The organism is Leclercia sp. 29361, assembly GCF_011290365.1.
In the GTDB taxonomy this organism is placed as follows: domain Bacteria; phylum Pseudomonadota; class Gammaproteobacteria; order Enterobacterales; family Enterobacteriaceae; genus Enterobacter; species Enterobacter tamurae.
In genome coordinates, this window is the sequence record NZ_CP049786.1 from 551,980 (window position 1) to 576,507 (window position 24,528).

Annotated in this window: 20 protein-coding genes, 1 tRNA gene and 2 pseudogenes; 14 read left to right on the forward strand and 9 right to left on the reverse strand. The window is 57.4% G+C overall.

The features are described from left to right. Positions 1–96: 96 nt before the first annotated feature. Positions 97–1,044, reverse strand: coding sequence for a trehalose operon repressor TreR (gene treR, locus G7090_RS02635; RefSeq protein ID WP_166181431.1), 948 nt, complete (start codon positions 1,042–1,044; stop codon positions 97–99). Positions 1,045–1,435: 391 nt separating this feature from the next. On the opposite strand from treR, the gene mgtA reads away from it, so the two are divergent. Further along, positions 1,436–4,138 (forward strand): magnesium-translocating P-type ATPase, encoded by a 2,703-nt coding sequence (gene mgtA / locus G7090_RS02640; protein ID WP_166181432.1) that lies wholly within the window; start codon positions 1,436–1,438, stop codon positions 4,136–4,138. Positions 4,139–4,367: 229 nt separating this feature from the next. Next, entirely contained in the window at positions 4,368–6,752 is a 2,385-nt protein-coding gene (locus tag G7090_RS02645; RefSeq protein ID WP_166181433.1) for a beta-N-acetylhexosaminidase, read from the forward strand. A 155-nt stretch (positions 6,753–6,907) separates the two neighbouring features. On the opposite strand, the gene gbpA is transcribed toward G7090_RS02645, so the two are convergent. From gbpA to G7090_RS02670, 5 genes are all read right to left on the reverse strand, one after another. Then, positions 6,908–8,368 carry an N-acetylglucosamine-binding protein GbpA gene (gene gbpA / locus G7090_RS02650; RefSeq protein ID WP_166181434.1) on the reverse strand — a complete coding sequence of 487 codons (1,461 nt, stop codon included), beginning with the start codon at positions 8,366–8,368 and terminating at the stop codon, positions 6,908–6,910. 184 nt (positions 8,369–8,552) lie between these two features. Continuing rightward, positions 8,553–8,939, reverse strand: coding sequence for a 2-iminobutanoate/2-iminopropanoate deaminase (gene ridA, locus G7090_RS02655; RefSeq protein ID WP_106994110.1), 387 nt, complete (start codon positions 8,937–8,939; stop codon positions 8,553–8,555). Between the two features lie 72 nt (positions 8,940–9,011). Next, positions 9,012–9,473 (reverse strand): aspartate carbamoyltransferase regulatory subunit, encoded by a 462-nt coding sequence (gene pyrI / locus G7090_RS02660; RefSeq protein WP_106994111.1) that lies wholly within the window; start codon positions 9,471–9,473, stop codon positions 9,012–9,014. Positions 9,474–9,485: 12 nt separating this feature from the next. Next, a complete protein-coding gene (pyrB, locus tag G7090_RS02665; RefSeq protein ID WP_106994112.1) occupies positions 9,486–10,418 on the reverse strand; it encodes an aspartate carbamoyltransferase in 933 nt (310 codons plus the stop codon). A gap of 34 nt (positions 10,419–10,452) precedes the next feature. After that, positions 10,453–10,557 carry a pyrBI operon leader peptide gene (locus G7090_RS02670; protein WP_207630093.1) on the reverse strand — a complete coding sequence of 35 codons (105 nt, stop codon included), beginning with the start codon at positions 10,555–10,557 and terminating at the stop codon, positions 10,453–10,455. 203 nt (positions 10,558–10,760) lie between these two features. Here G7090_RS02670 and G7090_RS02675 point away from each other — a divergent pair, with 203 nt between their 5' ends. The 5 genes and pseudogenes from G7090_RS02675 (at position 10,761) to G7090_RS02695 (ending at position 17,475) form a co-directional block, all read left to right on the forward strand. Then, entirely contained in the window at positions 10,761–11,213 is a 453-nt protein-coding gene (locus tag G7090_RS02675) for a YhcH/YjgK/YiaL family protein (protein WP_166181436.1), read from the forward strand. A 245-nt stretch (positions 11,214–11,458) separates the two neighbouring features. Beyond that, positions 11,459–12,367, forward strand: a complete 909-nt coding sequence (locus tag G7090_RS02680; RefSeq protein WP_166181437.1) for a dihydrodipicolinate synthase family protein — start codon at positions 11,459–11,461, stop codon at positions 12,365–12,367. 14 nt (positions 12,368–12,381) lie between these two features. Further along, positions 12,382–14,349 (forward strand): xylonate dehydratase YagF, encoded by a 1,968-nt coding sequence (yagF, locus tag G7090_RS02685; RefSeq protein ID WP_166181438.1) that lies wholly within the window; start codon positions 12,382–12,384, stop codon positions 14,347–14,349. Between the two features lie 226 nt (positions 14,350–14,575). After that, positions 14,576–15,849 (forward strand): annotated as a pseudogene (locus G7090_RS02690) (MFS transporter). 12 nt (positions 15,850–15,861) lie between these two features. After that, the gene (locus G7090_RS02695) at positions 15,862–17,475 is read left to right on the forward strand and encodes a glycoside hydrolase family 43 protein (protein ID WP_166181439.1); all 1,614 of its coding nucleotides are present in this window, start codon (positions 15,862–15,864) and stop codon (positions 17,473–17,475) included. Between the two features lie 4 nt (positions 17,476–17,479). On the opposite strand, the gene G7090_RS02700 is transcribed toward G7090_RS02695, so the two are convergent. Then, on the reverse strand, positions 17,480–18,238 hold the full coding sequence (locus G7090_RS02700) for an IclR family transcriptional regulator (RefSeq protein ID WP_166181440.1): 759 nt from the start codon (positions 18,236–18,238) through the stop codon (positions 17,480–17,482). Between the two features lie 267 nt (positions 18,239–18,505). Here G7090_RS02700 and G7090_RS02705 point away from each other — a divergent pair, with 267 nt between their 5' ends. Then, positions 18,506–18,868, forward strand: a complete 363-nt coding sequence (locus G7090_RS02705; protein ID WP_166181441.1) for a hypothetical protein — start codon at positions 18,506–18,508, stop codon at positions 18,866–18,868. A 65-nt stretch (positions 18,869–18,933) separates the two neighbouring features. Here G7090_RS02705 and argF read toward each other — a convergent pair whose 3' ends face one another. Both argF and G7090_RS23905 read right to left on the reverse strand, forming a co-directional pair. Further along, a complete protein-coding gene (gene argF, locus G7090_RS02710) occupies positions 18,934–19,938 on the reverse strand; it encodes an ornithine carbamoyltransferase (protein WP_166181442.1) in 1,005 nt (334 codons plus the stop codon). Further along, positions 19,908–20,213 (reverse strand): hypothetical protein, encoded by a 306-nt coding sequence (locus G7090_RS23905; protein ID WP_371811782.1) that lies wholly within the window; start codon positions 20,211–20,213, stop codon positions 19,908–19,910. Before G7090_RS23905 ends, argF begins: the two co-directional genes overlap by 31 nt. Between G7090_RS23905 and rraB the strand changes: the two genes are divergently transcribed. The 6 genes and pseudogenes from rraB to G7090_RS02740 all read left to right on the forward strand — a co-directional run bounded on the left by rraB (position 20,103) and on the right by G7090_RS02740 (position 24,520). Beyond that, positions 20,103–20,525 (forward strand): ribonuclease E inhibitor RraB, encoded by a 423-nt coding sequence (gene rraB, locus G7090_RS02715; RefSeq protein WP_166181443.1) that lies wholly within the window; start codon positions 20,103–20,105, stop codon positions 20,523–20,525. The genes G7090_RS23905 and rraB overlap by 111 nt on opposite strands. 45 nt (positions 20,526–20,570) lie before the next feature. Beyond that, the gene (gene miaE, locus G7090_RS02720; RefSeq protein WP_166181444.1) at positions 20,571–21,329 is read left to right on the forward strand and encodes a tRNA isopentenyl-2-thiomethyl-A-37 hydroxylase MiaE; all 759 of its coding nucleotides are present in this window, start codon (positions 20,571–20,573) and stop codon (positions 21,327–21,329) included. A gap of 34 nt (positions 21,330–21,363) precedes the next feature. After that, complete coding sequence (locus G7090_RS02725; protein ID WP_166181445.1) at positions 21,364–22,095, forward strand: topoisomerase II; 732 nt, start codon at positions 21,364–21,366, stop codon at positions 22,093–22,095. A gap of 104 nt (positions 22,096–22,199) precedes the next feature. After that, positions 22,200–22,284: transfer RNA gene (locus G7090_RS02730), tRNA-Leu, on the forward strand. 580 nt (positions 22,285–22,864) lie between these two features. After that, positions 22,865–23,329, forward strand: a pseudogene (locus tag G7090_RS02735) (hypothetical protein); the annotation flags it as partial. 70 nt (positions 23,330–23,399) lie between these two features. Beyond that, positions 23,400–24,520 (forward strand): IS3 family transposase gene (locus G7090_RS02740; RefSeq protein WP_118929462.1). Its coding sequence is split into 2 segments (ribosomal slippage): positions 23,400–23,658 and positions 23,658–24,520, totalling 1,122 coding nucleotides; the frame shifts between segments, so codons are not numbered across the junction. The last annotated feature ends 8 nt before the right edge of the window (positions 24,521–24,528 follow it).

Below are 24,528 nucleotides of genomic sequence, written 5' to 3' on the forward strand. Positions count from 1 at the left end.
TATGGACTGGAGGCAAGCCTACTCTTTCAGCGTAACGCGGAAAATGGGAACGTTCCCGAAATCGGGCGAGGATCACAATAAAGCGTCTTTTGACGCTCAGGAGAGGGTGACGGGAATGACGATCTGGCGGGGTTCGCTGCGGCCGTTTATCTGCTCAATCAGCTGCATAGCGGCCTGACGGCCGGAGTCGGCGTAGCCCGGATCGACGGTGATGATTTCCGGGTGGAGGAACTTCATCAGCGGCGTGTTGCCCACGCTCGCCAGCTGCAGGCTGTCGAGGCGCTGCTCTTGTAAGTACTTACTTGCGCCCAGAGCCAGGGTATCCGTGGCACAGACCAGCGCAGTGGTCTGCGGGGTCAGCACGTCGGCCACCTTTTCATAGCCCTGTTTCATCCCCAGCCCGGGTAACGCAGCCACCGCAGGCAGCGCGTTTTGCTTGCAGAATTCGAGGTAGGCATTGTGGCGGCGCTGGCCGGTGGTGACGTCGCTGTGCGGCACGCCAAGATAGCTGATATGGCGATGACCGCCGTCGTACAGGCGCTGCATCAGAACGCGAATCGCCCCTTCATCGTCGTAGCACACCGAGGCAAAGCCGCGGGCATCGCGGGCCAGCATCACCAGCGACGATTGCCACGACCCGAGCATCTGCTCACCGAGGCCGGTAAAGCCAAACAGTACCACTCCGTCGATGTTGCGGCGTTTCAGCATCCCGAGATGCTCTTCCACCATCTGCGGCGAGAACTTGCTCTCCATCATGATCGGATCGTAGCCCTGTTCGTAGAAGACGGGCAGCATGGTCTGCACGGCCAGGTTTTCCGACAGCGAATCCAGACGGGTAACGATGATTGCCACCACTTTGTCGCTCTGCCCGCGCATGGCGCGCGCCGAGCGTGAAGGGGAGAAGCCGTGCTGATTCATCACCGCCTCGACGCGTTCGCGGGTGCGCTCGCTGACACCACTTTCGTTGTTCAGCACCCGTGAGACGGTGGATTTACCCACGCCGCTCAGACGCGCGATGTCTTTGATGGTGAGGCGGTTCTGCATGCTTGTTTCCCTGTGACGCATCAATGAAATAATCATTAAGCCTAAAGCGAAGGGGTGGATCCGCAATGGGCAAAGTCTGGTTTACGTTTGGTTTAATACCTGGGCGGTATCATACCGCCCGAATTGTCACGAGCGGTACGGCTAAAACACTATACTGCGCGCCGACTTACGCTTTTTTTACTTACCGGAGGCGATATGGATCCCGATCCCACCCCTCTCCCCCCAGGGAGACCCCTTTCTTTCCGGTAAGCCTGTTCTCACTGCCTTACCGGATGCGTAAGGCAGCGACGTTTTTCTGCGTCCCTGCATAACTGATACCGCCTTTCAGGTATGGCTTTGTCACGCCTGAAGGCAAGACTGCCTCCGTTTTTACGGGGGCGGGAGACGCATTATGTTCAAAAACTTCACCCAACAGCTGTTTACCCGGCTGAGCCGCCACCTGCCGCGCCGTCTGGTGCAGCGCGACCCGATGGCAACAGGCAAAACCGATACCGTCATCCCCGGTGCGCTTGCCGCCCACTGTCTGCGGGTGGCCGCGATGGACGAGCCCGCGCTGTGGCGGAGCTTTACCAGCCACCCGGAAGGGCTGACGGCCGCAGAGGTCGATGCCGCCCGCGCCATACACGGCGAGAATCAGATCCCGGCGCAAAAACCGGCCCGCTGGTGGGTGCATCTCTGGATCTGCTATCGCAACCCCTTCAACCTGCTGCTGACGGTGCTGGGCCTTATCTCCTATGCCACCGAAGACCTGTTTGCCGCCGGGGTGATCGGCCTGATGGTGGGCATCTCCACGCTGCTGAATTTTATCCAGGAGGCGCGCTCCACCCGGGCGGCGGATGCCCTGAAGGCGATGGTCAGCAACACCGCCACCGTCTTACGCACCCTTAACGATAAAGGCGAAAGCGGCTGGCGGGAGGTGCCGATTGACCAACTGGTGCCGGGGGATCTGGTGAAGCTGGCGGCCGGGGACATGATCCCGGCGGATTTACGCATTCTCCAGGCCCGGGACCTGTTTGTGGCCCAGGCCTCGCTGACCGGTGAATCCCTGCCGGTGGAGAAAGTCGCCCACAGCCGCGATCCGCAGCAGAGCAACCCGCTGGAGTGCGACACCCTGTGCTTTATGGGCACCACGGTGGTCAGCGGTACGGCGCAGGCGATGGTGATCGCCACCGGGGGCAACACCTGGTTTGGCCAGCTGGCCGGGCGCGTCAGCGAGCAGGAGAGCGAGCCCAACGCCTTCCAGCAGGGGATTGGCCGCGTCAGCATGCTGCTGATCCGCTTTATGCTGGTGATGACGCCCATCGTGCTGCTGATTAACGGCTACACCAAAGGCGACTGGTGGGAAGCGGCGCTGTTCGCGCTCTCGGTGGCGGTGGGGCTCACCCCGGAGATGCTGCCGATGATTGTCACCTCGACCCTGGCGCGTGGGGCGGTAAAACTCTCGAAGCAAAAGGTGATCGTCAAGCACCTCGACGCTATTCAGAACTTTGGCGCGATGGATATCCTCTGCACCGACAAAACCGGCACCCTGACCCAGGACAAGATCGTGCTGGAGCACCATACCGACGTCTCCGGCAAGGTCTGCGAGCGGGTACTGAATACCGCCTGGCTGAACAGCCACTACCAGACCGGGCTGAAGAACCTGCTCGACGTCGCGGTGCTGGAAGGGGTGGATGAAGCCGCCGCCCGTACCCTCTCAACCCGCTGGCAGAAGGTGGATGAGATCCCCTTTGATTTTGAGCGCCGCCGCATGTCGGTGGTGGTGAGCGAAGAGCAGGGCGTGCATCAGCTGATCTGCAAAGGGGCGCTGGAGGAGATCCTCATCGTATGTACGCAGGTGTGGCATAACGGTGAAATTGTGCCGCTGGACGACAGCATGCTGCGCCGCATCCGGCGCGTCACCGACAACCTCAACCGCCAGGGGCTGCGGGTGGTGGCGGTAGCCAGCAAGTTCCTGCCGGCCCGCGTTGGGGATTACCAGCGCATCGACGAATCGGATCTGATCCTCGAGGGCTACATCGCCTTCCTCGATCCGCCGAAAGAGACCACCGCCCCGGCGCTCAAAGCGCTGAAAGCCAGCGGCATTACGGTGAAAATCCTTACCGGCGACAGCGAGCTGGTGGCGGCGAAAGTGTGCCGTGAAGTGGGGCTGGACCCGGGCGAGGTGGTAACGGGCAGCGAGATCGAAACGCTCTCCGACGACGACCTGGCGTCTCTGGCTAAGCGCACCACGCTGTTTGCGCGCCTGACCCCGATGCATAAAGAGCGCATCGTCACCCTGCTAAAGCGCGAGGGGCATGTGGTGGGCTTTATGGGGGATGGCATCAACGATGCACCGGCGCTGCGTGCGGCGGATATCGGCATCTCCGTCGACGGCGCGGTGGATATCGCCCGGGAAGCGGCGGATATCATTCTGCTGGAGAAGAGCCTGATGGTGCTGGAGGAGGGGGTGATCGAAGGTCGCCGCACCTTCGCCAATATGCTCAAGTACATCAAAATGACCGCCAGCTCCAACTTCGGCAACGTCTTTAGCGTGCTGGTGGCGAGCGCATTTCTGCCGTTCCTGCCGATGCTGCCGCTGCATCTGCTGATCCAGAACCTGATGTACGATGTCTCCCAGGTGGCGATCCCGTTTGATAACGTCGACGAGGAGCAGATCCAGAAGCCGCAACGCTGGGAGCCGGCAGAACTTGGCCGTTTCATGCTCTTTTTCGGTCCGATCAGCTCGATCTTCGACATTCTGACCTTCTGCCTGATGTGGTTTGTGTTCCACGCCAACACCCCGGATCAGCAGACCCTGTTCCAGTCCGGCTGGTTCGTGGTCGGACTGCTGTCGCAGACCCTGATTGTGCATATGATCCGCACCCGGCGCATTCCGTTCCTGCAGAGCCGTGCCGCCTGGCCGCTGATTGTAATGACGGGGCTGGTGATGGTGCTCGGCATCGCGCTGCCGTTCTCGCCGCTGGCGGGGTATCTGCAATTGCAGGCGCTGCCGCTGAGCTACTTCCCGTGGCTGGTGGCGATCCTTACCGGGTACATGGTTTTGACCCAGATGGTGAAAGGGTTCTATAGCCGCCGGTATGGGTGGCAGTGAAACCTTACCCCTCACCCCGGCCCTCTCCCCAAAGGGGCGAGGGAGAAAAGACGGCTCCGTGCAATCCCCTCTCCCCTATGGGGAGAGGGTTAGGGTGAGGGGAGAGGGATCCGTTTCCTCCCAAATTCAACAACCTGTGATCTTCATCACCCGCCGCGCTTGACGCTAATTTGCGCACATGTTAACAGAATGTTTTGCCTTTTTTCGGCCCGTCAAATAAGGAACATTCATGTTACGGTACAGCCTCCTGACCGCCGGGCTTATGCTCGGTTTTTCTGCGTTTGCCGCCCCGGCAGGCGATCTCCCCCTGATGCCCTGGCCTGCGAAGGTCGAACGTCCTGCCACTCAGGGCGCGCTGGTCATCAACGATAACTTCTCCGTCAGCGTCACCGGGGACGATCTCGGCGACGCGGTAACCCGTCTGCGTCAGCGGGTGGCGCTGCAAACCGGCTGGACGCTCCGGCCGCAGACCGACAAGCCTGAGAAGCCGACGGTGACCATCGCCATTGCCCGTAAGGTGGCGCCGCAGCCCAAACCGGACAGCGATGAGAGCTACACACTCACTGTCGACGTCAGCGGGGTGGCTATCACCGCTAACACCCGCTTCGGTGCCCTGCGGGCGATGGAGACCCTGCTCCAGCTGATCCAGAATGGCCCGGAGAACACCTCCCTGCCGTGGGTCGCTATCGAGGACGCCCCGCGCTTCCCGTGGCGCGGCCTGCTGCTCGACTCGGCCCGTCACTTTATTCCGCTCGACGACATCAAGCGTCAGATCGACGGCATGGCGGCGGCGAAGCTCAACGTCCTGCACTGGCACTTAACCGACGATCAGGGCTGGCGCTTTGCCTCGAAGCGCTACCCGAAACTGACCGAGCTGGCCAGCGACGGCCTGTTCTACACTCAGGATCAGATGCGCGACGTGGTGCGCTACGCCACCGCGCGTGGCGTTCGCGTGGTGCCGGAAATTGACATGCCCGGCCACGCCTCGGCCATTGCGGTGGCCTATCCGGAATTGATGAGCACCCCCGGTCCCTATGAGATGGAGCGCCACTGGGGCGTGCTCAAGCCGGTAATGGATCCCACCAAAGAGGCCACTTATACCTTTGCCAGCGCGATGATCGCCGAACTGGCGGCGATCTTCCCGGATCCCTATCTGCACATCGGTGGCGATGAGGTGGATGACAGCCAGTGGAAAGCCAACCCGGCCATTCAGCAGTTTATGCGCGACAACAAGCTGGCCGACAGCCACGCGTTGCAGGCGTATTTCAATCGCAAGCTGGAGACGATCCTCGAGAAAAACCAGCGTCAGATGGTGGGCTGGGATGAGATCTTCCACCCGGATCTGCCGAAGAGCATCCTGATCCAGTCCTGGCAGGGGCAGGACGCGCTGGGCGAGGTGGCGAAGCAGGGCTACAAAGGGATCCTCTCCACCGGCTTTTATCTCGATCAACCCCAGTACACCGCCTATCACTACCGGAATGAGATCGTGCCTCAGGGGCTGAACAACGTGGACGCGATCACTGACCGCGACAGCGCCCAGAGCTGGTCCTTCACCCTGCCGCGCCTGAAGGGCAAGCCGCTGGAGGGGAGCTTTACGCTGGTGAAAGGCGACGCGGGCTGGCGCGGGTTTATCGATTTCGCTGGCAAATCCCGGCGGGCGGTGCAGGAGATCGACTGGCGCAGCGACAACCAGGTGAGCTTTACCGTCGATACCTGGATGGGGGAGACCCGTCCGGTGGTGACGGTGAAGGACGACAAGATTGAGGGCTATTTCCTGCTGGGCAATAGCCGCTACCCGGTGACCGGCCAGCGGCTGGATGCGGTGCCGGCAGGGATCGCCCCGGCGGTGCCGGATGCCAGCCAGCAGGCCAATCTGCTGGGCGGCGAGGCGGCCTTGTGGGCAGAAAACGTCGCCGCCCCGGTGCTGGATATCAAGCTGTGGCCGCGGGCGTTTGCGGTGGCGGAGCGGCTGTGGTCGGCGCAGGAGGTGAACGATGTGGATAACATGTACACCCGCCTGCAGGCGATGGACAGCTGGTCGACGGTCTCGGTGGGGCTACAGCAGCATGCCCGCCAGCAGGTGCAGTTCACCCGTCTGGGGAACACCACCGACACCATGGCGTTGAACATCCTCGCCCAGGCGCTGGAGCCTGCTCAGTATTACACCCGCAATCATCTCAAGTTCCAGGCCGGGAACTACGATCTGTTTGAGCCGCTGAACCGCCTGGCGGATGCCCTGGCGCCGGAAAGCAACACCGTGCGGCAGATGAACCGCTGGGCCGAGCGGCTGGTAAGCGATGCGGAAGAGAGTGAAAGCGCGGAGGCGCTGCGTCATCTGTTTACCCGCTGGCAGAGCAATACTCCGGACGCGCTGGCGCTGGCCGAAAGCAGCTATCAGTTAAAAACGATGAAGCCGGTGATTCAGACGGTGGATAAACTGGCGGCAATTGGGCTGCGCTTAACCGATCTGGTGGCGCGTCAGGGGACGCTGGATGATACCGAGATTGCGTCGATTCAAAGCGAGCTGGATAAGGCGGCGCAGATTCAGGATGAAGTGGTGATTGCAGCGGTTTACCCGCTGGAGAAACTGCTGCGCGCGACGCGCAATCAGTAAAAAATGCCCGGTGGCGCTACGCTTACCGGGCCTACAAAATCCGTACGGTTCCGTTTGTCGGACAAACAAACCGCACCAACCCGTAGGCCGGGTAAGGCGAAGCCGCCACCCGGCAAACAGACCGCACAAGCCTGTTTGCCGGACATCAGGACACCTTACTTCTTCAGGGTCCACGCCATCTGCCAGTGGGAACCTACGCCCGGTTCGAACTGGTTAGCGCCGGCTGCGTACTGCACGCAGTAACCGTTGTATGGCGCCTGCTTACACTGGTACGTTTTGCCATTTTTTGGCTGCAGCACCACGGTACCCGCTTTGTAGGAAGCGATGTTCTGTGGGAAGGTGAACTCGTAGTTACCCGCTGCACCGTTGTCGGTGTTTGACGCTTCGCCTTCCAGCATCATGTCAATCACGTCCTGCGCGAACAGTACGCCATCTTTGTTGGTCGCGAAGTATTTCAGCATGTGGTGACCTGGGGTCACGTCAGTCAGGGTCATGGTAACGTCCTGGTTGGCGTTATTCATGTCCTGCTTCACATAGCCTTTTTCAGCACCGGCGTGGTTCATCACACGCGCTTCCAGGTTTACATCACCCTGGGTGTTGACGTGGAAGGTTACGGTTGCTGCGCCATCTTTGATTTTGCTGAACTGCACGTTAGACACAGCGATATCTTCGCTGGCCTGAGTCTGCTGCTCTTCATAAGAGACCGCGACAGATTTCAGGGTGCTGCCGTCTTTCACGTAGACGTTGTTCGCGCCGTGAACCGGGTTAACCACACCGCTTTCATCTTTCATACCGACGCGCACATCGCTGTGAGCCGCGTTGATCGCCTGTGCCAGGTCGAATGACCACTGGCTTGCCTGGCCCTGAGACGCAGAGGAGACAGTCAGTTCGGTGCGCAGGGAAGTGACTTCGCCGTTCGCATCGAAGAAGCGAGCGATAACTTTGTCGCCTGCGTTGATGTTGTTACCAGAGATCTGGCCATCCAGCGTTTTGGTCCACTCGGAAACTACTGCGGGGGTTTCGTCTGGGGTGACGTTGCCGCCGTTACCGAAATCAACGTCGATCGCCTGGTAGAAGCTATTAGTGGTATCGGCAATTTCCCATACCGCGTAAATAACCTGGTAGCCAGTACGCTCTGGAACATTACAATTCATTTCCTGGCGAACAGCAGGTGCCTGGCCATTACCATTCACCGTACAGAATGGGGTGGATTCAAATTGATCGCGGGTCAGCGGTTTATTTGGATTCCAGTCTTGCTTAGTAATATACCAGCGCCAGTTAGACGTTTTATGTGGCGCGGTGTGATACCAGGTAAAAGTATTTTTACCTGCGGTAATAGGTGTTTTAGTCCAGGCGTTCAGGCTCTGGCGATCCAGCTGAGAATACTGGGAAATACCGGCGCTGGCCAGCTGTCCATCCGGTGGCAGTGCGCCAGTCGGGAAGCCGGAGGTGCGTTCTACGCTCTGTGGTTCCCACTGTACGGAACCGCAATCAATATTTTTACCGAGCTTACACATATAAGCGCGGCTGGCTGGAGATTCTACATAACCATGAGCTAAAGCCGAGGAAGCAACCGTGAGTGTGGCAAGTGCCAGTGCAATTTTAGACAGTTTCATTTTTTATTCCATTAAAAGGGATTAATGCTTTTTGGGCACGGCTAGTGTCGTCCGGAATAAAAAATTAGTCATTTCAAGCTGCGATGAAAAAGAATAATGAAAATGCTTGAAGGTTATTTCGCTCTGTGTATTCAGGAAATAAAAAAGGCAGCTCAGGCTGCCTTTTGCATATCAAAATCAACTATTAGCGACGCACGGCAATCGCTTCAATTTCGATTTTCACGTCTTTTGGCAGACGCGCCACTTCCACGCAGGAGCGCGCCGGGAAGCCCGCATTGTGCTCGGTGAAGAAAGCTTCGTAGGTGGCGTTAACGGTGGCGAAGTCGTTGAGATCTTTCACGAATACCGTTGTTTTAACGATATCGCCCACTTTCAGGCCAGCGGATTCGACGATCGCTTTGACGTTTTCCAGCGACTGACGCGCCTGCGCAGAGACGTCTTCCGGCACGTCACCGGTTTTTGGGTTCACCGGGATCTGGCCGGAGGTGATGATCATGCTGCCAAGATCAACGCCCTGAACGTATGGGCCGATAGCTGCAGGTGCATTTTCCGTCGCGAGTACTTTGGTCATGATTTCTCCTGAATAACAGCGTTATGAATATGCCTGCCATTATAGAGAGGCAGGCATGCATTACCACTGCGATTAGTTGGCCAGCACCACATTATGGGAAAACTCTTTTTCGCAGTATTTACATTTGAGTGCGATGTCATTGGCGCGTTTTTTCACTGCAAAACTGGAGTTTACCGGCTCAGCATGGCTGATACAGTTGCTGTTCGGGCACACCAGCACGCCGTTAATGCGGTCCGGCAGGCTCGGACGGGATTTACCCACCACTTCGTAGTCGTCGATGCGGTTCACGGTGGCGTCCGGCGCGTACAGGGAGAGCTGGTTAACCTGCTCGTCGGTCAGGAAGGTGTTCTCAATTTTGATCAGATCCTTGCGGCCCATCTCGCCGGAAGGCAGGTTCAGGCCGATGGTGATGCGCTGGTCGGTTTCGGTCAGTTTGAACAGGGTCAGCAGCTTAAAGCCCACCTGCGCAGGGATATGGTCAATTACGGTGCCACGTTTGATGGCTTCGACCTGGAGTTTGTTATCGTGTGTCATGGTCATTTCCCCTTACAGAGCTAAGTCGCGATTCAGAACCAGTGCCAGTAACGCCTGGCGAGCGAAGATGCCGTTCCCGGCCTGCTGGAAGTACCAGGCGTGCGGGGTCTTATCTACATCGGTAGTGATCTCATCGATACGCGGCAGCGGGTGCAGCACCTTCATGTTGCTGCGCGCGCCTTCGAGGTCGCTGGCACGCAGAACGAACTGTGCCTTGACGTTGGCGTACTCCGAGGGATCCAGACGCTCCTTCTGCACGCGGGTCATATAGAGAATATCCACCTCGGCCATCATCTCTTCGATGCTGGCGTGCAGGCTCCACTGGATGCCTTTCTCATCGAGCATATCGAGGATGTACTGCGGCATCGCCAGCGCGTCCGGGGCGACAAAGTAGAAGCGGTTGCCGTTGAACTTCGCCAGCGCCTGGGTCAGGGAGTGGACGGTGCGGCCATATTTCAGGTCGCCGACCATGGCGATGTTCAGGTTCTCCAGGCGGCCCTGGGTCTCCTGAATGGTAAACAGATCCAGCAGGGTCTGGGTCGGGTGCTGGTTCGCTCCGTCCCCGGCGTTCAGCACGGGAATGCCGCCTGAGAACTCGGTCGCCAGACGCGCGGCGCCCTCCTGCGGGTGACGCATCACGATGGCGTCGACGTAGGTGCTGATCACCGAGATGGTGTCCGCCAGAGTCTCGCCTTTTTTGCCCAGCGAGGTGTTGCTGCTGTCGGAGAAGCCCACCACGCTGGCGCCCAGACGGTGGATGGAGGTCTCGAACGACAGGCGGGTACGGGTGGAGGCTTCAAAGAAGCAGCTGGCGATCACCTTGTGCTTCAGCAGCTCGGGTTGTGGATTGGCCTTCAGTTTTGCCGCGGTTGCCAGAACCAGCTCCAGCTCTTCACGGCTGAGGTCGTTGATGGAAATGATGTGTTTTTGATAAAGCGGATTCATTTTTATCTCCTGACGCCGGGCAAAAAAAAGCCCCTCAAATGAGGGGCTTCTGGAATAGGGGGTGCAACGGGAAGAAAAACGGCAGGCCAGCGTCTGTTTTAAGACGCGCTACGGCACTCTGTCGACCATGTTTGACCATGCTTCCTCCTGGCAAATTGTGGGGCATTATACGCAGCCTGAATCGCGGATCAAGCGAATAATGCACACTTTAAGCAACGTAAAGGTTTCCGCGTGCATGGTTATGCGCAAGAGCAAATCCCGGACAAAAAGGGGTGGTATGGCAGCTGAATTTCTCGTATAAAAGTTGAAAATGAAACGATGTTTTATATTGAGGATTTCACCATGATCGTAGGCAACATTCACAACCTCCAGTCCTGGCTGCCGCAGGAGCTGCGTCAGGCGATTGAACACGTTAAAGCGCATGTATCAGACGCGACCCCAACCGGTAAGCACGATATCGACGGCAACAATCTGTTCTTCCTGGTTTCTGAGGACATGACCCAGCCGTTCGAAGAGCGTCGCGCGGAGTATCACGCCCGTTATCTGGACATCCAGATCGTGCTGAAAGGCCAGGAAGGGATGACCTTCAGCACCCTGCCAAACGGCACGCCGGACACCGACTGGCTGGCGGATAAAGATATCGCGTTTCTGCCGAGCGGCGAGCAGGAGAAAACCGTGGTGCTGAGTGAAGGCGACTTCGTAGTGTTTTACCCGGGCGAAGTCCACAAACCGCTGTGCGCGGTGGGTAATCCGGCGCAGGTGCGCAAGGTGGTAGTTAAGATGCTGGTGGGGTAATACCTTCCCCCTCACCCTAACCCTCTCCCCGGAGGGGAGAGGGGACTGCACGGTGCGGTCTTTTCCCCCTCGCCCCTTTGGGGAGAGGGCCGGGGTGAGGGGAAATAATTGTGATCCAGCTTAAATTTCCCGCACTCCCTGTTCTCCTCTCATTTACCTGCGCTTTTTCTGCGTCATAGTATGATCGTTAAATAAACGAACACTGTTCTATAATGTAGAACAAAATGAATCAGCAAGGAGATCGCATGCCGCAGACTCAACAGTTCTCGGGGATTATTCCCCCCGTCTCCACTATCTTTAGCGCCGACGGTGCCCTGGATAAAGCCGGTACCGCCGCGTTAATCGACAGCATGATCGACGCCGGCGTCAATGGCCTGTTCTTTCTCGGCAGCGGGGGCGAGTTTTCCCAGCTCAACACCGACGAGCGTAAAGCCATTGCCGAATTCGCGATTGCCCATGTGGATCGCCGCGTACCGGTGCTGATCGGCACCGGCGGCACCAACGCCCGGGAAACCATCGAGCTCAGCCAGCACGCCCAAAACGCGGGTGCGGACGGCATCGTGGTGATCAACCCCTACTACTGGAAAGTGTCGGAAGCGAACCTGATCCGCTACTTCGAACAGGTAGCCGACAGCGTCACCCTGCCGGTGATCCTCTATAACTTCCCGGCGCTGACCGGGCAGGATCTGACCGCGGCGCTGGTGAAAACCCTGGTGGACTCCCGCCGCAATATCGTCGGGATTAAAGACACCATTGATTCCGTGGCCCATCTGCGCAGCATGATCCTCACCGTTAAAGCGGCGCACCCGCACTTTGTGGTGCTGTGCGGCTATGACGATCACCTGTTCAATACCCTGCTGCTGGGCGGCGACGGGGCGATCTCAGCCAGCGGTAACTTTGCCCCGCAGATCTCCGTGAATCTGCTGCAGGCCTTCCGCGACGGCGACCTGGCGCAGGCGGCGCACTATCATCAGACCATGCTGCAAATCCCGCAGATGTATCAGCTGGATGCCCCGTTTGTGAACGTGATTAAAGAGGCGATTGCGCTCTGCGTGCGTCCGGTCTCTACCCATGTGCTGCCGCCTGCCGGGCCGCTGGATGAACCGCGCAAGGCGCAGCTGAAAGCGCTGCTGCAACAGCTCAAGCTCTGCTGAACCGGAAGGTCACGATGTCGATAGAAACGATTTTTACCCCGCAGGATGATGCCTTCTATTCGGTGATCACTCACGCCGCCGGGCCACAGGGGGCGCTGCCCCTGACCCCGCAGATGCTGATGGAATCCCCGAGCGGCAACCTGTTTGGTATGACCCAGAACGCCGGGATGGGCTGGGATGCCAATAAGCTCACCGGCAAAGAGGTGCTGATTATCGGTACCCAGGGCGGGATCCGCGCGGGCGATGGCCGCCCGGTGGCGCTGGGCTATCACACCGGACACTGGGAGATTGGCCTGCAGATGCAGGCTGCGGCAAAAGAGATCACCCGTAACGGCGGGATCCCCTTTGCGGCGTTTGTCAGCGACCCGTGCGACGGCCGCTCCCAGGGCACGCACGGCATGTTTGACTCCCTGCCGTACCGCAACGATGCGGCCATCGTCTTTCGCCGTCTTATCCGCTCCCTGCCCACGCGCCGGGCGGTGATTGGCGTCGCCACCTGCGACAAAGGCCTGCCCGCCACCATGATTGCGCTGGCAGCGATGCACAACCTGCCGACCATTCTGGTGCCGGGCGGCGCCACGCTGCCGCCAACTTTCGGCGAGGATGCCGGGAAGGTCCAGACCATCGGGGCGCGTTACGCCAACCATGAACTCTCCTTGCAGGAGGCCGCCGAGCTGGGCTGCCGGGCCTGCGCCTCCCCAGGCGGTGGCTGCCAGTTCCTCGGCACCGCAGGCACTTCCCAGGTGGTGGCCGAAGCCTTAGGCCTGGCGCTGCCGCATTCCGCGCTGGCTCCGTCGGGGCAGGACGTATGGCTGGAGATTTCCCGCCAGTCCGCGCGGGCGGTCTTTGACCTGGATAACCGCGGCATTACCACCCGCGATATCCTCACCGACAAAGCCATTGAGAACGCGATGGTGATCCATGCCGCATTCGGCGGCTCCACCAATCTGCTGCTGCACATCCCGGCCATCGCCCATGCGGCGGGCTGCACTATCCCGGACGTCGAGCACTGGACGCGCATCAACCGCAAGGTGCCGCGGCTGGTGAGCGTATTGCCCAACGGGCCGGATTATCATCCAACGGTGCGGGCGTTCCTTGCGGGCGGCGTGCCGGAGGTGATGCTCCATCTGCGCGACCTCGGTCTGCTGCATCTGGATGCCATGACCGTTACCGGCCAGACGGTAGGGGAGAACCTCGACTGGTGGCAGGCCTCCGAGCGGCGGGAGCGCTTCCGCCAGTGCCTGCGGGAGCAGGACGGCGTGGAGCCAGACGACGTGATCCTGCCCCCGGACCGCGCCAAAGCCCGCGGGCTCACCTCCACGGTGGCCTTCCCGGTGGGCAACATCGCCCCGGAAGGATCGGTGATCAAGGCCACGGCGATCGACCCGTCGGTAGTGGGTGAAGATGGCGTTTACCGCCATACCGGCCGGGCGAAGGTGTTTGTCTCGGAAGCCCGGGCGATCAAGGCGATTAAAAGCGGCGAGATCGAGCAGGGCGATATCATGGTGGTGATCGGCGGCGGGCCATCCGGCACCGGGATGGAAGAGACCTACCAGCTGACCTCGGCGCTCAAGCATGTCTCCTGGGGTAAAACCGTATCGCTGATCACCGATGCCCGCTTCTCGGGTGTCTCCACCGGGGCCTGTTTTGGCCATGTCGCCCCCGAAGCGCTGGCGGGTGGGCCGATTGGTAAACTGCGTGATAACGACATCATCGAGATCGCGGTGGATCGCCTCTTCCTGACCGGCAGCGTCAACTTTATCGGCACACCACTGGCACCGCTCACCCCGGAAGCGGGGGCGATGGAGCTGGCGCGTCGTCAGCCACACCCGGAACTGCACGCCCATGACTTTTTACCCGACGATACCCGCCTGTGGGCAGCATTACAGTCGGTAAGCGGCGGGACCTGGAAAGGCTGTATTTACGATACCGATAAAATTATCGAGGTAATTAACGCCGGTAAAAAAGCGCTCGGACTGTAATTATATTTTTAACCGTTTTAGCCTGCGGGAAATATCCCGCGGGCTGTTTTCGTTTGTTTTTATTTATCATTTAAAACAATAGGTTGATATATATCGCGTGGCATCACAAAAGCAAAATTACATAATTCAGAAACAAGATATGACCATTGCTGGTTAATTGAACAGCTTATTACACTCCATTAACACGATGTTGTAATTCAGCACACGAAATAAGGGTGTATATCTTATGATGCAATTAACCATGAAAGATAAAATTGGCTACGGGCTGGGTGACACCGCCTGCGGCTTTGTCTGGCAGGCGACCATGTTCCTGCTGGCCTATTTCTATACCGATGTGTTTGGCCTCTCCGCGGGCATCATGGGGACGCTGTTTTTAGTCTCCCGCGTGCTGGATGCGGTGACCGACCCGCTGATGGGGCTGCTGGTGGACCGCACCCGCACCCGTCACGGCCAGTTCCGCCCGTTCCTGCTGTGGGGGGCGATCCCGTTTGGCATCGTCTGTATGCTGACCTTCTACACCCCGGATTTCTCCGCCAACGGCAAAATTATCTACGCCTGCGTCACCTACATCCTGCTGACCCTGGTCTACACCTTCGTGAACGTGCCCTATTGCGCCATGCCAGGGGTGATCACCGCCGATCCGAAAGAGCGTCATGCCCTGCAGTCGTGGCGCTTCTTCCTCGCCGCGGCGTGGTGCTGCTGTACGTCTGCTTCTTCACCACCAAAGAGCGCTACACCTTTGAGGTGCAGCCGGGATCGTCGGTAGCAAAAGATCTCAAACTGCTGCTCGGCAACAGCCAGTGGCGGATCATGTGCGCCTTCAAGATGATGGCCACCTGTTCCAACGTGGTGCGCGGCGGGGCGACGCTCTACTTCGTGAAATATGTGATGGACCATCCGGAGATGGCGACCCAGTTCCTGCTGTACGGCAGCATCGCCACCATGTTTGGCTCGCTCTGCTCCTCCCGCCTGCTGGGGCGTTTCGACCGGGTGAAGGCCTTCAAGTGGATTATCGTTATCTACTCCCTGATCAGCCTGCTGATTTTCTTCACCCCGGCCGAACATATGGCCCTGATTTTTGCCCTCAACATTCTGTTCCTGTTTGTCTTTAACACCACCACGCCGCTGCAGTGGCTGATGGCCTCCGACGTGGTGGATTACGAAGAGAGCCGCAGCGGCCGCCGTCTCGACGGGCTGGTGTTCTCGACCTACCTGTTCAGCCTGAAGATTGGCCTGGCGATTGGTGGCGCGGTGGTGGGCTGGATCCTGGCGTACGTCAACTACTCCGCCGGTAACAGCGTCCAGCCGGTTGAGGTGTTAACCACCATCAAAATTCTGTTCTGCGTGGTGCCGGTGGTGCTCTACGTGGGCATGTTTACCATGCTGTCGTTCTATAAGCTCTCGGATGCGCGAGTGGAGGCCATCAGCCAGCAGTTACTCAAGCATCGCGCGGCGCAGGGCGAGGCGATCCCCGACGCGGCGACGGCACCATCTCATTAAGGAGGAGGCACTATGTACACCATTACCAACCCGATTCTGACCGGCTTCAACCCGGACCCGTCGATGTGCCGTCAGGGCGAGGATTACTACATTGCCACCTCGACCTTTGAGTGGTTCCCGGGGGTGCGGATTTACCACTCCCGCGACCTGAAAAACTGGCGGCTGGTGAGCACCCCGCTGGATCGCGTGTCGATGCTGGATATGAAGGGCAACCCCGATTCCGGCGGCATCTGGGCGCCATGCCTGAGCTACGCCGACGGGCAGTTCTGGCTGCTCTACACCGATGTGAAAATTGTCGATTCGCCGTGGAAAAACGGGCGTAACTTCCTGGTGACCGCCCCCTCCATCGAAGGCCCGTGGAGCGAGCCGATCCCGATGGGCAACGGCGGGTTCGATCCCTCCCTGTTCCACGACGACGATGGCCGCAAATACTACATCTACCGCCCGTGGGGGCCGCGTCATCACAGCAACCCGCATAACACCATCGTGATGCAGGAGTTTGATCCGCAGACCCGCACCCTGTCGCCTGAGCGTAAAACCCTCTTCACCGGCACGCCGCTGTGCTACACCGAAGGGGCGCATATTTACCGCAAGGACGGCTGGTACTATCTGCTGGTCGCCGAAGGGGGCACCAGCTACGAGCACGCGGTGGTGGTGCTGCGGGCAAAAACGCTGGACGGCCCGTACGAGCTGCACCCGGAGGTGACGATGATGACCAGCTGGCATCTGCCGGAGAACCCGCTGCAAAAAAGCGGGCACGGCTCGCTGCTCCAGACCCACACCGGGGAGTGGTATATGGCCTGGCTCACCAGCCGCCCGCAGCGTCTGCCGGGCATTCCGCTGCTGGCCTCCGGTGGGCGCGGATATTGCTCCCTGGGGCGTGAGACAGGGATCGCACGCATCGAGTGGCGCGACGGCTGGCCGTACGTGGAAGGGGGTAAACACGCCCAGCTGACGGTGCCGGGCCCGCAGATGACCGAGAGTCCGGGCGCGGTGCAGCCCGACTGGCGGGATGATTTCGACGGCGAGCGCCTCGATCCGGAGTTACAGACCCTGCGCATTCCGTTCGACGATAGCCTCGGCTCCCTGCGGGCGCGTAAAGGCTTTTTACGCCTGTACGGCAACGACTCCCTCAACTCGACCTTCACCCAGTCCACCGTGGCGCGCCGCTGGCAGCACTTTGCCTTCCGCGCGGAAACGCGGATGGAGTTCGCCCCGCGTCACTTCCAGCAGAGCGCGGGCCTGACCTGCTACTACAACAGCAAAAACTGGAGCTACTGCTTTGTCGATTTCGAGGAGGGGCAGGGCAGAACCATCAAGGTTATCCAGCTTGACCACAACGTGCCGTCGTGGCCGCTGCACGAGCAGCCTATTCCGGTGCCGGAGAGCGCAAAGAGCATCTGGCTGCGCGTGGAAGTGGATAAACTGGTCTATCGCTACAGTTACTCCTTTGACGGGGAGCAGTGGCACACCGTGCCCGTCACGTATGAGGCGTGGAAACTGTCGGATGATTATATCGGCGGGCGCGGCTTCTTCACCGGCGCCTTTGTGGGGCTGCACTGCGAGGACATCAGCGGTGACGGCTGCCACGCTGATTTTGATTACTTCACCTACGAGCCGGTATAACGGCTCAGGCCGGGTAGCCCAGGGCGCGTGAGAGCTGGCGCCCGGCCTCCTGCAACTGCTCGCGGAAGTGGGTCAGTTCAGCATCATCAACACGCGAGGTCAGGGTCGACAGGCTAAGGGCGGCGATCACCCGGGATTCGTGGTTGCGCACCGGGACCGACACGCAGCGCACCCCCTGCTCGTTCTCTTCGCTGTCGAGGGCATAACCCTGCTCGCGGGTTTGCGCCAGCGCGGCCAGCAGCGCCTCGCGTGAGGCCAGGGTCGCGGGAGTAAAGGTGGTGTACTGATAACCCTCCAGCAGGGTGTTCAGCTCGGCGTCGCTCAGCCAGGCGATCAACACCTTGCCGATGGCGGTGGCGTGCACCGGCAGGCGACGGCCTATGCGCGAGTAGGCGATGGCCGCCAGCTTGCCTTCAATCTTCTCGATATAGACCCCTTCGCGCCCGTCCAGAATGCCCAGATGGGTGGTCTGGCCGGTGCGCTCCGACAGCTCTGTCAGCCAGTGCTTCGCCTTCTGGCGAATATCCATGGTGCTCACCACAAAGTGACCGCGCTCGACCAGCTTCATGCCTGGGCGGTATTTGCCGTTCTCCGGATTCTGATCGATATAGCCGTGCAGCTGCAGGGTTTTGAGAAGCGAGTGGATTGTGCTCTTGCTCAGGCCCATCTGTTTACTGATGTCGGTGATTTTGAGTTCCGTCGCCTGCTCGTTAAACAGATCGAGGATCTGCAAGGCACGTTCAACAGATTGAATAATAGGCATAAGATCGGCACATCCGCGCTGGAATTAAGGCCAAAACCTACCCTGTTTGCGCTGAAAAATCAATCGACCCGGCAGGCGCGGCCCCGGCTGATCGCAATAACGGCCCTGATGAGCATGGCTGTAAAATTTGACTTAAGTCATATCTGATGCTTATGGATTGCAATTAAAAAGATAGGCTGTGCCTATTACTCATAGGGTAATTGTTCTTTTACACTCATTAACCGTATGGCTTTCCGCATTTTGCATGGCTCGTTTAAAAGGTATTTTATGACTGCTTCGAAAACATGGATCTCTTTGGGTACAATTGCCAGTCCGGCTACTGGAACGTTATTTTCCAAAATTCTTACTCAGCACAATCATAAATATATTCTGTGGTATAACGGCGAGCAGCTATTTAAACCCGGCGACAAAATAGAGGTGTGTTACAACCGTCTATTCGTCAATGACGAGCTATGCGATATCAATATCTTGCAGATCGACAAATACAGTCCCACCCTGTGGCGCGTGATGCACAACATGTCCAGCTGCCCCGGCCATCGCGAGCCTGACAGTACGACGTGCACTGCTACGGCAAAATGTATTTTTAAAAAGTGCCCCTACGGCAAGACGCGGGTCGCGGCAAATAATTAATATCCCGAGTGGATAATATAAATATCAGGAGGGCGACAACCCTCCCGTGATTTTAAACGCAGAGATTATTCACCCAGCGTGGCGACCATCACCGCTTTAATGGTGTGCATCCGGTTCTCAGCCTGATCAAATACAATACTCGCCGCCGACTCAAATACCTCGTCCGTCACTTCCATCCCGCCGTGCAGATCGAACTCCTTCGCCATCTGCTGACCCAGGGTGGTCTGGTCATCGTGGAACGCCGGCAGACAGTGCAGGAACTTCACGTCCGGGTTACCGGTAAGCGCCATCATCTGGCTGTTCACCTGGTAGCCGCGCAGCAGCGCAATCCGCTCCGCCCACTTCTCTTTGGCTTCGCCCATCGACACCCACACGTCGGTATAGATAAAGTCCGCGCCCTTCACCCCCGTGGCGACATCTTCGGTCAGGGTGATTTTGCCGCCGTTCTTCTCTGCCAGGGCGCTGCACTCCGCCACCAGGCTCTCTTCCGGCCAGCAGGCTTTCGGGGCCGCCAGACGCAGATCCAGCCCGGTGAGCGCCGCCGCTTCCAGCATCGAGTTACCCATGTTGTTACGCGCGTCGCCGGTATAGACCAGCACCATCTCGTTAAACGCCTTACCCGGGAGATGCTCCTGCATGGTGAGCAGGTCGGCTAACAGCTGGGTCGGATGGAACTCGTTGGTCAGCCCGTTCCACACCGGCACGCCGGCAAATTCCGCCAGGGTTTCGACAACAATCTGGCCATGACCGCGATACTGAATGCCGTCGTACATCCGCCCCAGCACGCGGGCGGTATCCTTAATTGATTCTTTATGCCCAATCTGGCTGCCGCTCGGCCCCAGATAAGTTACGCGTGCGCCCTGGTCAAATGCGGCAACTTCGAAAGAGCATCGGGTGCGGGTTGAGTCTTTTTCGAAGATGAGCGCGATATTTTTTCCAGTAAGCTTCTGTACTTCAATCCCTTTTTTCTTATCGGACTTCAGCTGTGCCGACAGGGCAAGCAGGGAGTTGAGCTGTGCAGGGGTAAAATCGAGCAATTTCAGGAAGTGTTTTTTATACAGTTCAGACATTTTATCCTCACATGGCAAAGGCCACTTTTTGAATTAAAATTCAATTTATATGTATCAATATGCAGTTGCAACCCTGTTTCACAAATCTTTCTTACAAAGGTGGAGGCAAACACATCCGTGTGTGAAAATAGAAGTATCTGCCGCACTTTAAAGAGGAACGAGCCATGGCAAACCCAGAACTGCTGGAAGAACAGCGCGAAGAGACGCGACTGATTATTGAAGAACTGCTGGAAGACGGCAGCGATCCGGATGCGCTGTACACCATCGAGCACCATTTCTCTGCGGATGATTTCGAAGCGCTGGAAAAGCTGGCGGTTGAAGCGTTCCGTCTGGGTTACGAAGTGACAGAGCCAGAAGAGCTGGAAGTGGAAGAGGGCGACACCGTCATCTGCTGCGACATCCTGAGCGAAGGCGCGCTGAAGGCAGAGCTGATCGACGCCCAGGTTGAACAGCTGATGGACCTGGCTGAACGTTTTGAAGTGGAATACGACGGCTGGGGCACCTACTTCGAAGATCCGAACGGCGAAGAGGGTGACGAAGAAGACGACGAAGATTTCGACGAAGACGATAACGGCGTGCGTCACTAAGTATGATTTGCGGCAGCTTCGGCTGCCGCTACTTTAAGGCAGAAAATGGATTACCCGCAGATACTCGCCCCTGTTCTCAACTTCCTCCAGTGCCCGACCCCGCAAGCATGGATTGATAAAGCCCGCGACCCGGCCAACCTGCCGCTGCTGCTCACCGACCATATGGTGTGCGAACTTAAAGCCGCCCAGACCGCGCTATTATTAGTGCGAAAATACGTTGCCGACGAGAGCGGTGCCGACGCCCTGCTCGAGTGGCTCAAGCCCTATGAAGCCTTTACCTTCCGTGAAGGCCCGGAACCGGATTTTGTCGCCCTGCATAAGCAGATTGGCAAAAGCGTGATGCCGAAGACCAACGACCCCTGGGGCCAGGCGCTTATCGACAGCATGGTGCTGCTGATTAAAGAGGAGCTGCACCACTTCTGGCAGGTGCGCGAGGCGATGCTCTCCCGCAACATCCCCTATGTCAAAATCACCGCCAGCCGCTACGCCAAAGGGATGCTGTCCGCCGTGCGCACCCACGAGCCGCTGACGCTGATCGACAAGCTGATCTGCGGCGCCTACATCGAAGCGCGCTCCTGCGAACGCTTCGCCGCGCTGGCCCCGTTCCTCGACGAGGAGTTGCAGAAGTTTTATTTATCCTTACTGCGCTCCGAGGCGCGGCATTATCAGGACTATCTGACGCTTGCCCAACAGGTCAGCGATGACGATATCTCTCCCCGCATACAGCTTTTTGGCGAAATTGAAGCCACACTGATCTCATCACCGGACAATACGTTTCGCTTCCATAGCGGCGTGCCGGTGTAAACCGGCATAGCTAAAGGAACAAGGATGCGTAACGATGAGAAGAGCGTGGACTCGTATAGCAGTGGTAGCGGTTATCTCCGCAGCAGTGGCCTTCTGGGTTTATTACGACAAGCAGCGCCTGCAGAACACCCCCGAACATCGACTTGATACCGTTCTCAACGCCATGCCCTCCTGGCAGGTGCTGAAAGAGCAGGACCCCCGGTTTGTGACACGCATCCGTGAGCAGATCCTCACCATGCAGAAAGCGGGGGAGTCTGAGCAGGAGATCATCGACGTGGTCCAGCCGCAGATCCTCGCGCTGCAGATGTCTCGCCTGCAATATGCCCCCGACGCGAATGCGGTGGCCTGGATGACCATCAACATGGAGCAGACCGCCGCCATTCAGAAGGTGAGTGACGACGCCTGTTTCCGCTTCTTATTCCCGGCCGTGAAGGGGGGCGTCAACCCGATGCGTGTGCTGGATAAGCCGATGATGCAGCGCCGCCTGCAGGCCGACGCCGAGATGATGCGCGCGGGCTGGGGTAAAGATCGCCACACCGTTACCCCGGAGGAACATGCTGCCGCGGTGGATGATGTGCGGCCGATTATGCAGGAACTCGCCAGCCAGTACGGGGTGGCGATCCAGCTGCTGGTAATGCCGGAGAACGCAGTGGGCAAAGAGAAGCTCACCTGCGAGTTGGTGCAGGCGATGTGGGCCAAGGTGCTTGCGCTGCCGGAGCAGAAGGCGGCGAGGGTGATTCGGCTGGCGGTTACGGAACTGGATTGATAGGGGCGCTGGTTTTTTGGGCACTTAGCGCGGTTTAGCGCGTCGCCGCTTGCATGGCGGCGCGCGACAGGTATAATCCACAACGTTTCCGCATCCCCTTCAGTGCCGAAGTGGCGAAATCGGTAGACGCAGTTGATTCAAAATCAACCGTAGAAATACGTGCCGGTTCGAGTCCGGCCTTCGGCACCAAAAGATGCAAAAATTAAGTCGCTTAAGGGCGGCTTTTTTTGTGTCTGAGATGTGTTGTCATTAAGGTATCTTGCGCTTTTTCAGTCCACCTATTTCAGCTTATTCAATTTAAATTATTTGTTAATACTGATATATAATATCTCCATAATTTTTTTAAATTGTTATTATAGTTGCCAGTTAATTATTTTTTATGCTCAAGAAATACATAAGCGCAATAGATTTATAACTTCTTATTATAATAATTAACATTTAAAGGCATAATTAAGATATAATTTTCTGGGATTAAATGGTTTTTGCATAATTTTTTATGTGTATCTTGCAGAGAGTTTTCAGCCCTTTATGACTTACTTCTCAGTAAATGAATTAGTTAAATGTTATATTCGCAAAAGGTAGGTAAATGATTTTAATAGTTTAAGTTAGCTCTTTCATCTGTTGGATTCATATTAAATAGTTTGCGGGCTGTGTAATGATGGATTTTATCAGCTAGTGTGATAATTTGGCGATATTTATATTTTATTATTTTTTTTCGTTTTAAAATACATAATTGAAAATCTCAGACTGAGATGTAGAGGAAGGAAAAATGAAAAAATGGACTATCGAAGAAGACTGTAAATTACTCACTCTAACACGCCAACATTTTTCATCATTGCTCAAGCATAAACGGTTGAATGCTACGATGCCATTTAGCCAGCTACTTTACACAGCATTTAACTCACCTGATCGTGATGCCGCAGCATTGTTGTATCGACTCGAACAGGCAAAAATCCTGGCATTTGCTAGCCGTCCTGGAGGTGATCCCACTAAACAGCTGTTTCGCTGTCTGATAAACAATGATTTGGCGCTATACGATTACAGCCTCACCTTTCCCACTCTCAGAAAAGCATTGCATCCAGATACCGTTGCTGCAGCCCTAAACCACTTCACGATTAGCAATCCACACGAACCTCTATCCAATACTATCAATGAAATTGCAAAAGCCTTGCATCTTGCTCCCATGCAAGTGGAAAAGATTCTGCTCGAAAGTGGACAAATAACCATCAATAGTGACCTGCTCCCCGTTGATTAATACACCGCGATGTTAGTAATGTCTTCATAAGCCACATGAGGACATCCCCATGAAGAAGCGTTTTTCCGACGAACAGATCATCAGTATTCTCCGCGAGGCTGAAGCCGGAGTTTCTGCCCGTGAACTCTGCCGTAAGCACGCCATTTCCGACGCCACGTTTTATACCTGGCGTAAGAAGTATGGCGGCATGGAGGTGCCTGAGGTTAAGCGCCTGAAGTCGCTTGAGGAAGAGAACGCCAGACTCAAGAAGCTGCTCGCCGAGGCCATGCTGGATAAGGAGGCGCTTCAGGTGGCTCTTGGGCGAAAGTACTGACGACAGACCAGAAGCGCGAAGTCGTGGTGTTGATGTGTGATGCGACCGGTCTGTCGCAACGTCGTGCCTGCAGACTCACAGGTTTGTCCCTGTCGACCTGCCGCTATGACGCTCAGCGTCCGGCGGCTGATGCCCATTTATCAGGGCGCATTACTGAACTGGCACTGGAGCGCAGGCGTTTTGGCTACCGCCGCATATGGCAGTTACTGCGCCGTGAAGGGCTTCTGGTTAATCACAAGCGCGTGTACCGCCTTTATCATCTGAACGGGCTGGGCGTTAAACGCAGACGTCGTCGTAAAGGGCTGGCAACAGAACGTCTGCCGCTGCTCCGCCCGGAGGCGCCCAACCTGACCTGGTCGATGGATTTCGTCATGGATGCGCTGGCTACTGGTCGCAGGATCAAGTGCCTTACCTGCGTCGATGACTTCACAAAGGAATGCCTGACGGTCACTGTTGCCTTCGGGATTTCAGGCGTGCAGGTCACGCGTATTCTGGACAGCATTGCGCTGTTTCGCGGCTATCCGGCTACGATAAGAACCGATCAGGGCCCGGAGTTTACCTGCCGCGCGCTCGATCAGTGGGCCTTTGAGCATGGAGTGGAGCTGCGACTTATCCAGCCCGGCAAGCCGACGCAGAACGGATTTATTGAGAGTTTTAACGGACGCTTTCGCGATGAATGCCTGAATGAACACTGGTTCAGCGACGTCAATCATGCCAGGAAAACCATCAGCGAATGGCGTCAGGATTATAACGAATGTCGCCCGCACTCCACGCTGAATTATCAGACGCCGTCTGAATTTGCAGCGAGCTGGAGAAAGGGTAATTCTGAGAGTGAAGGATCCGACATTACTAACTGAGCCTTGTA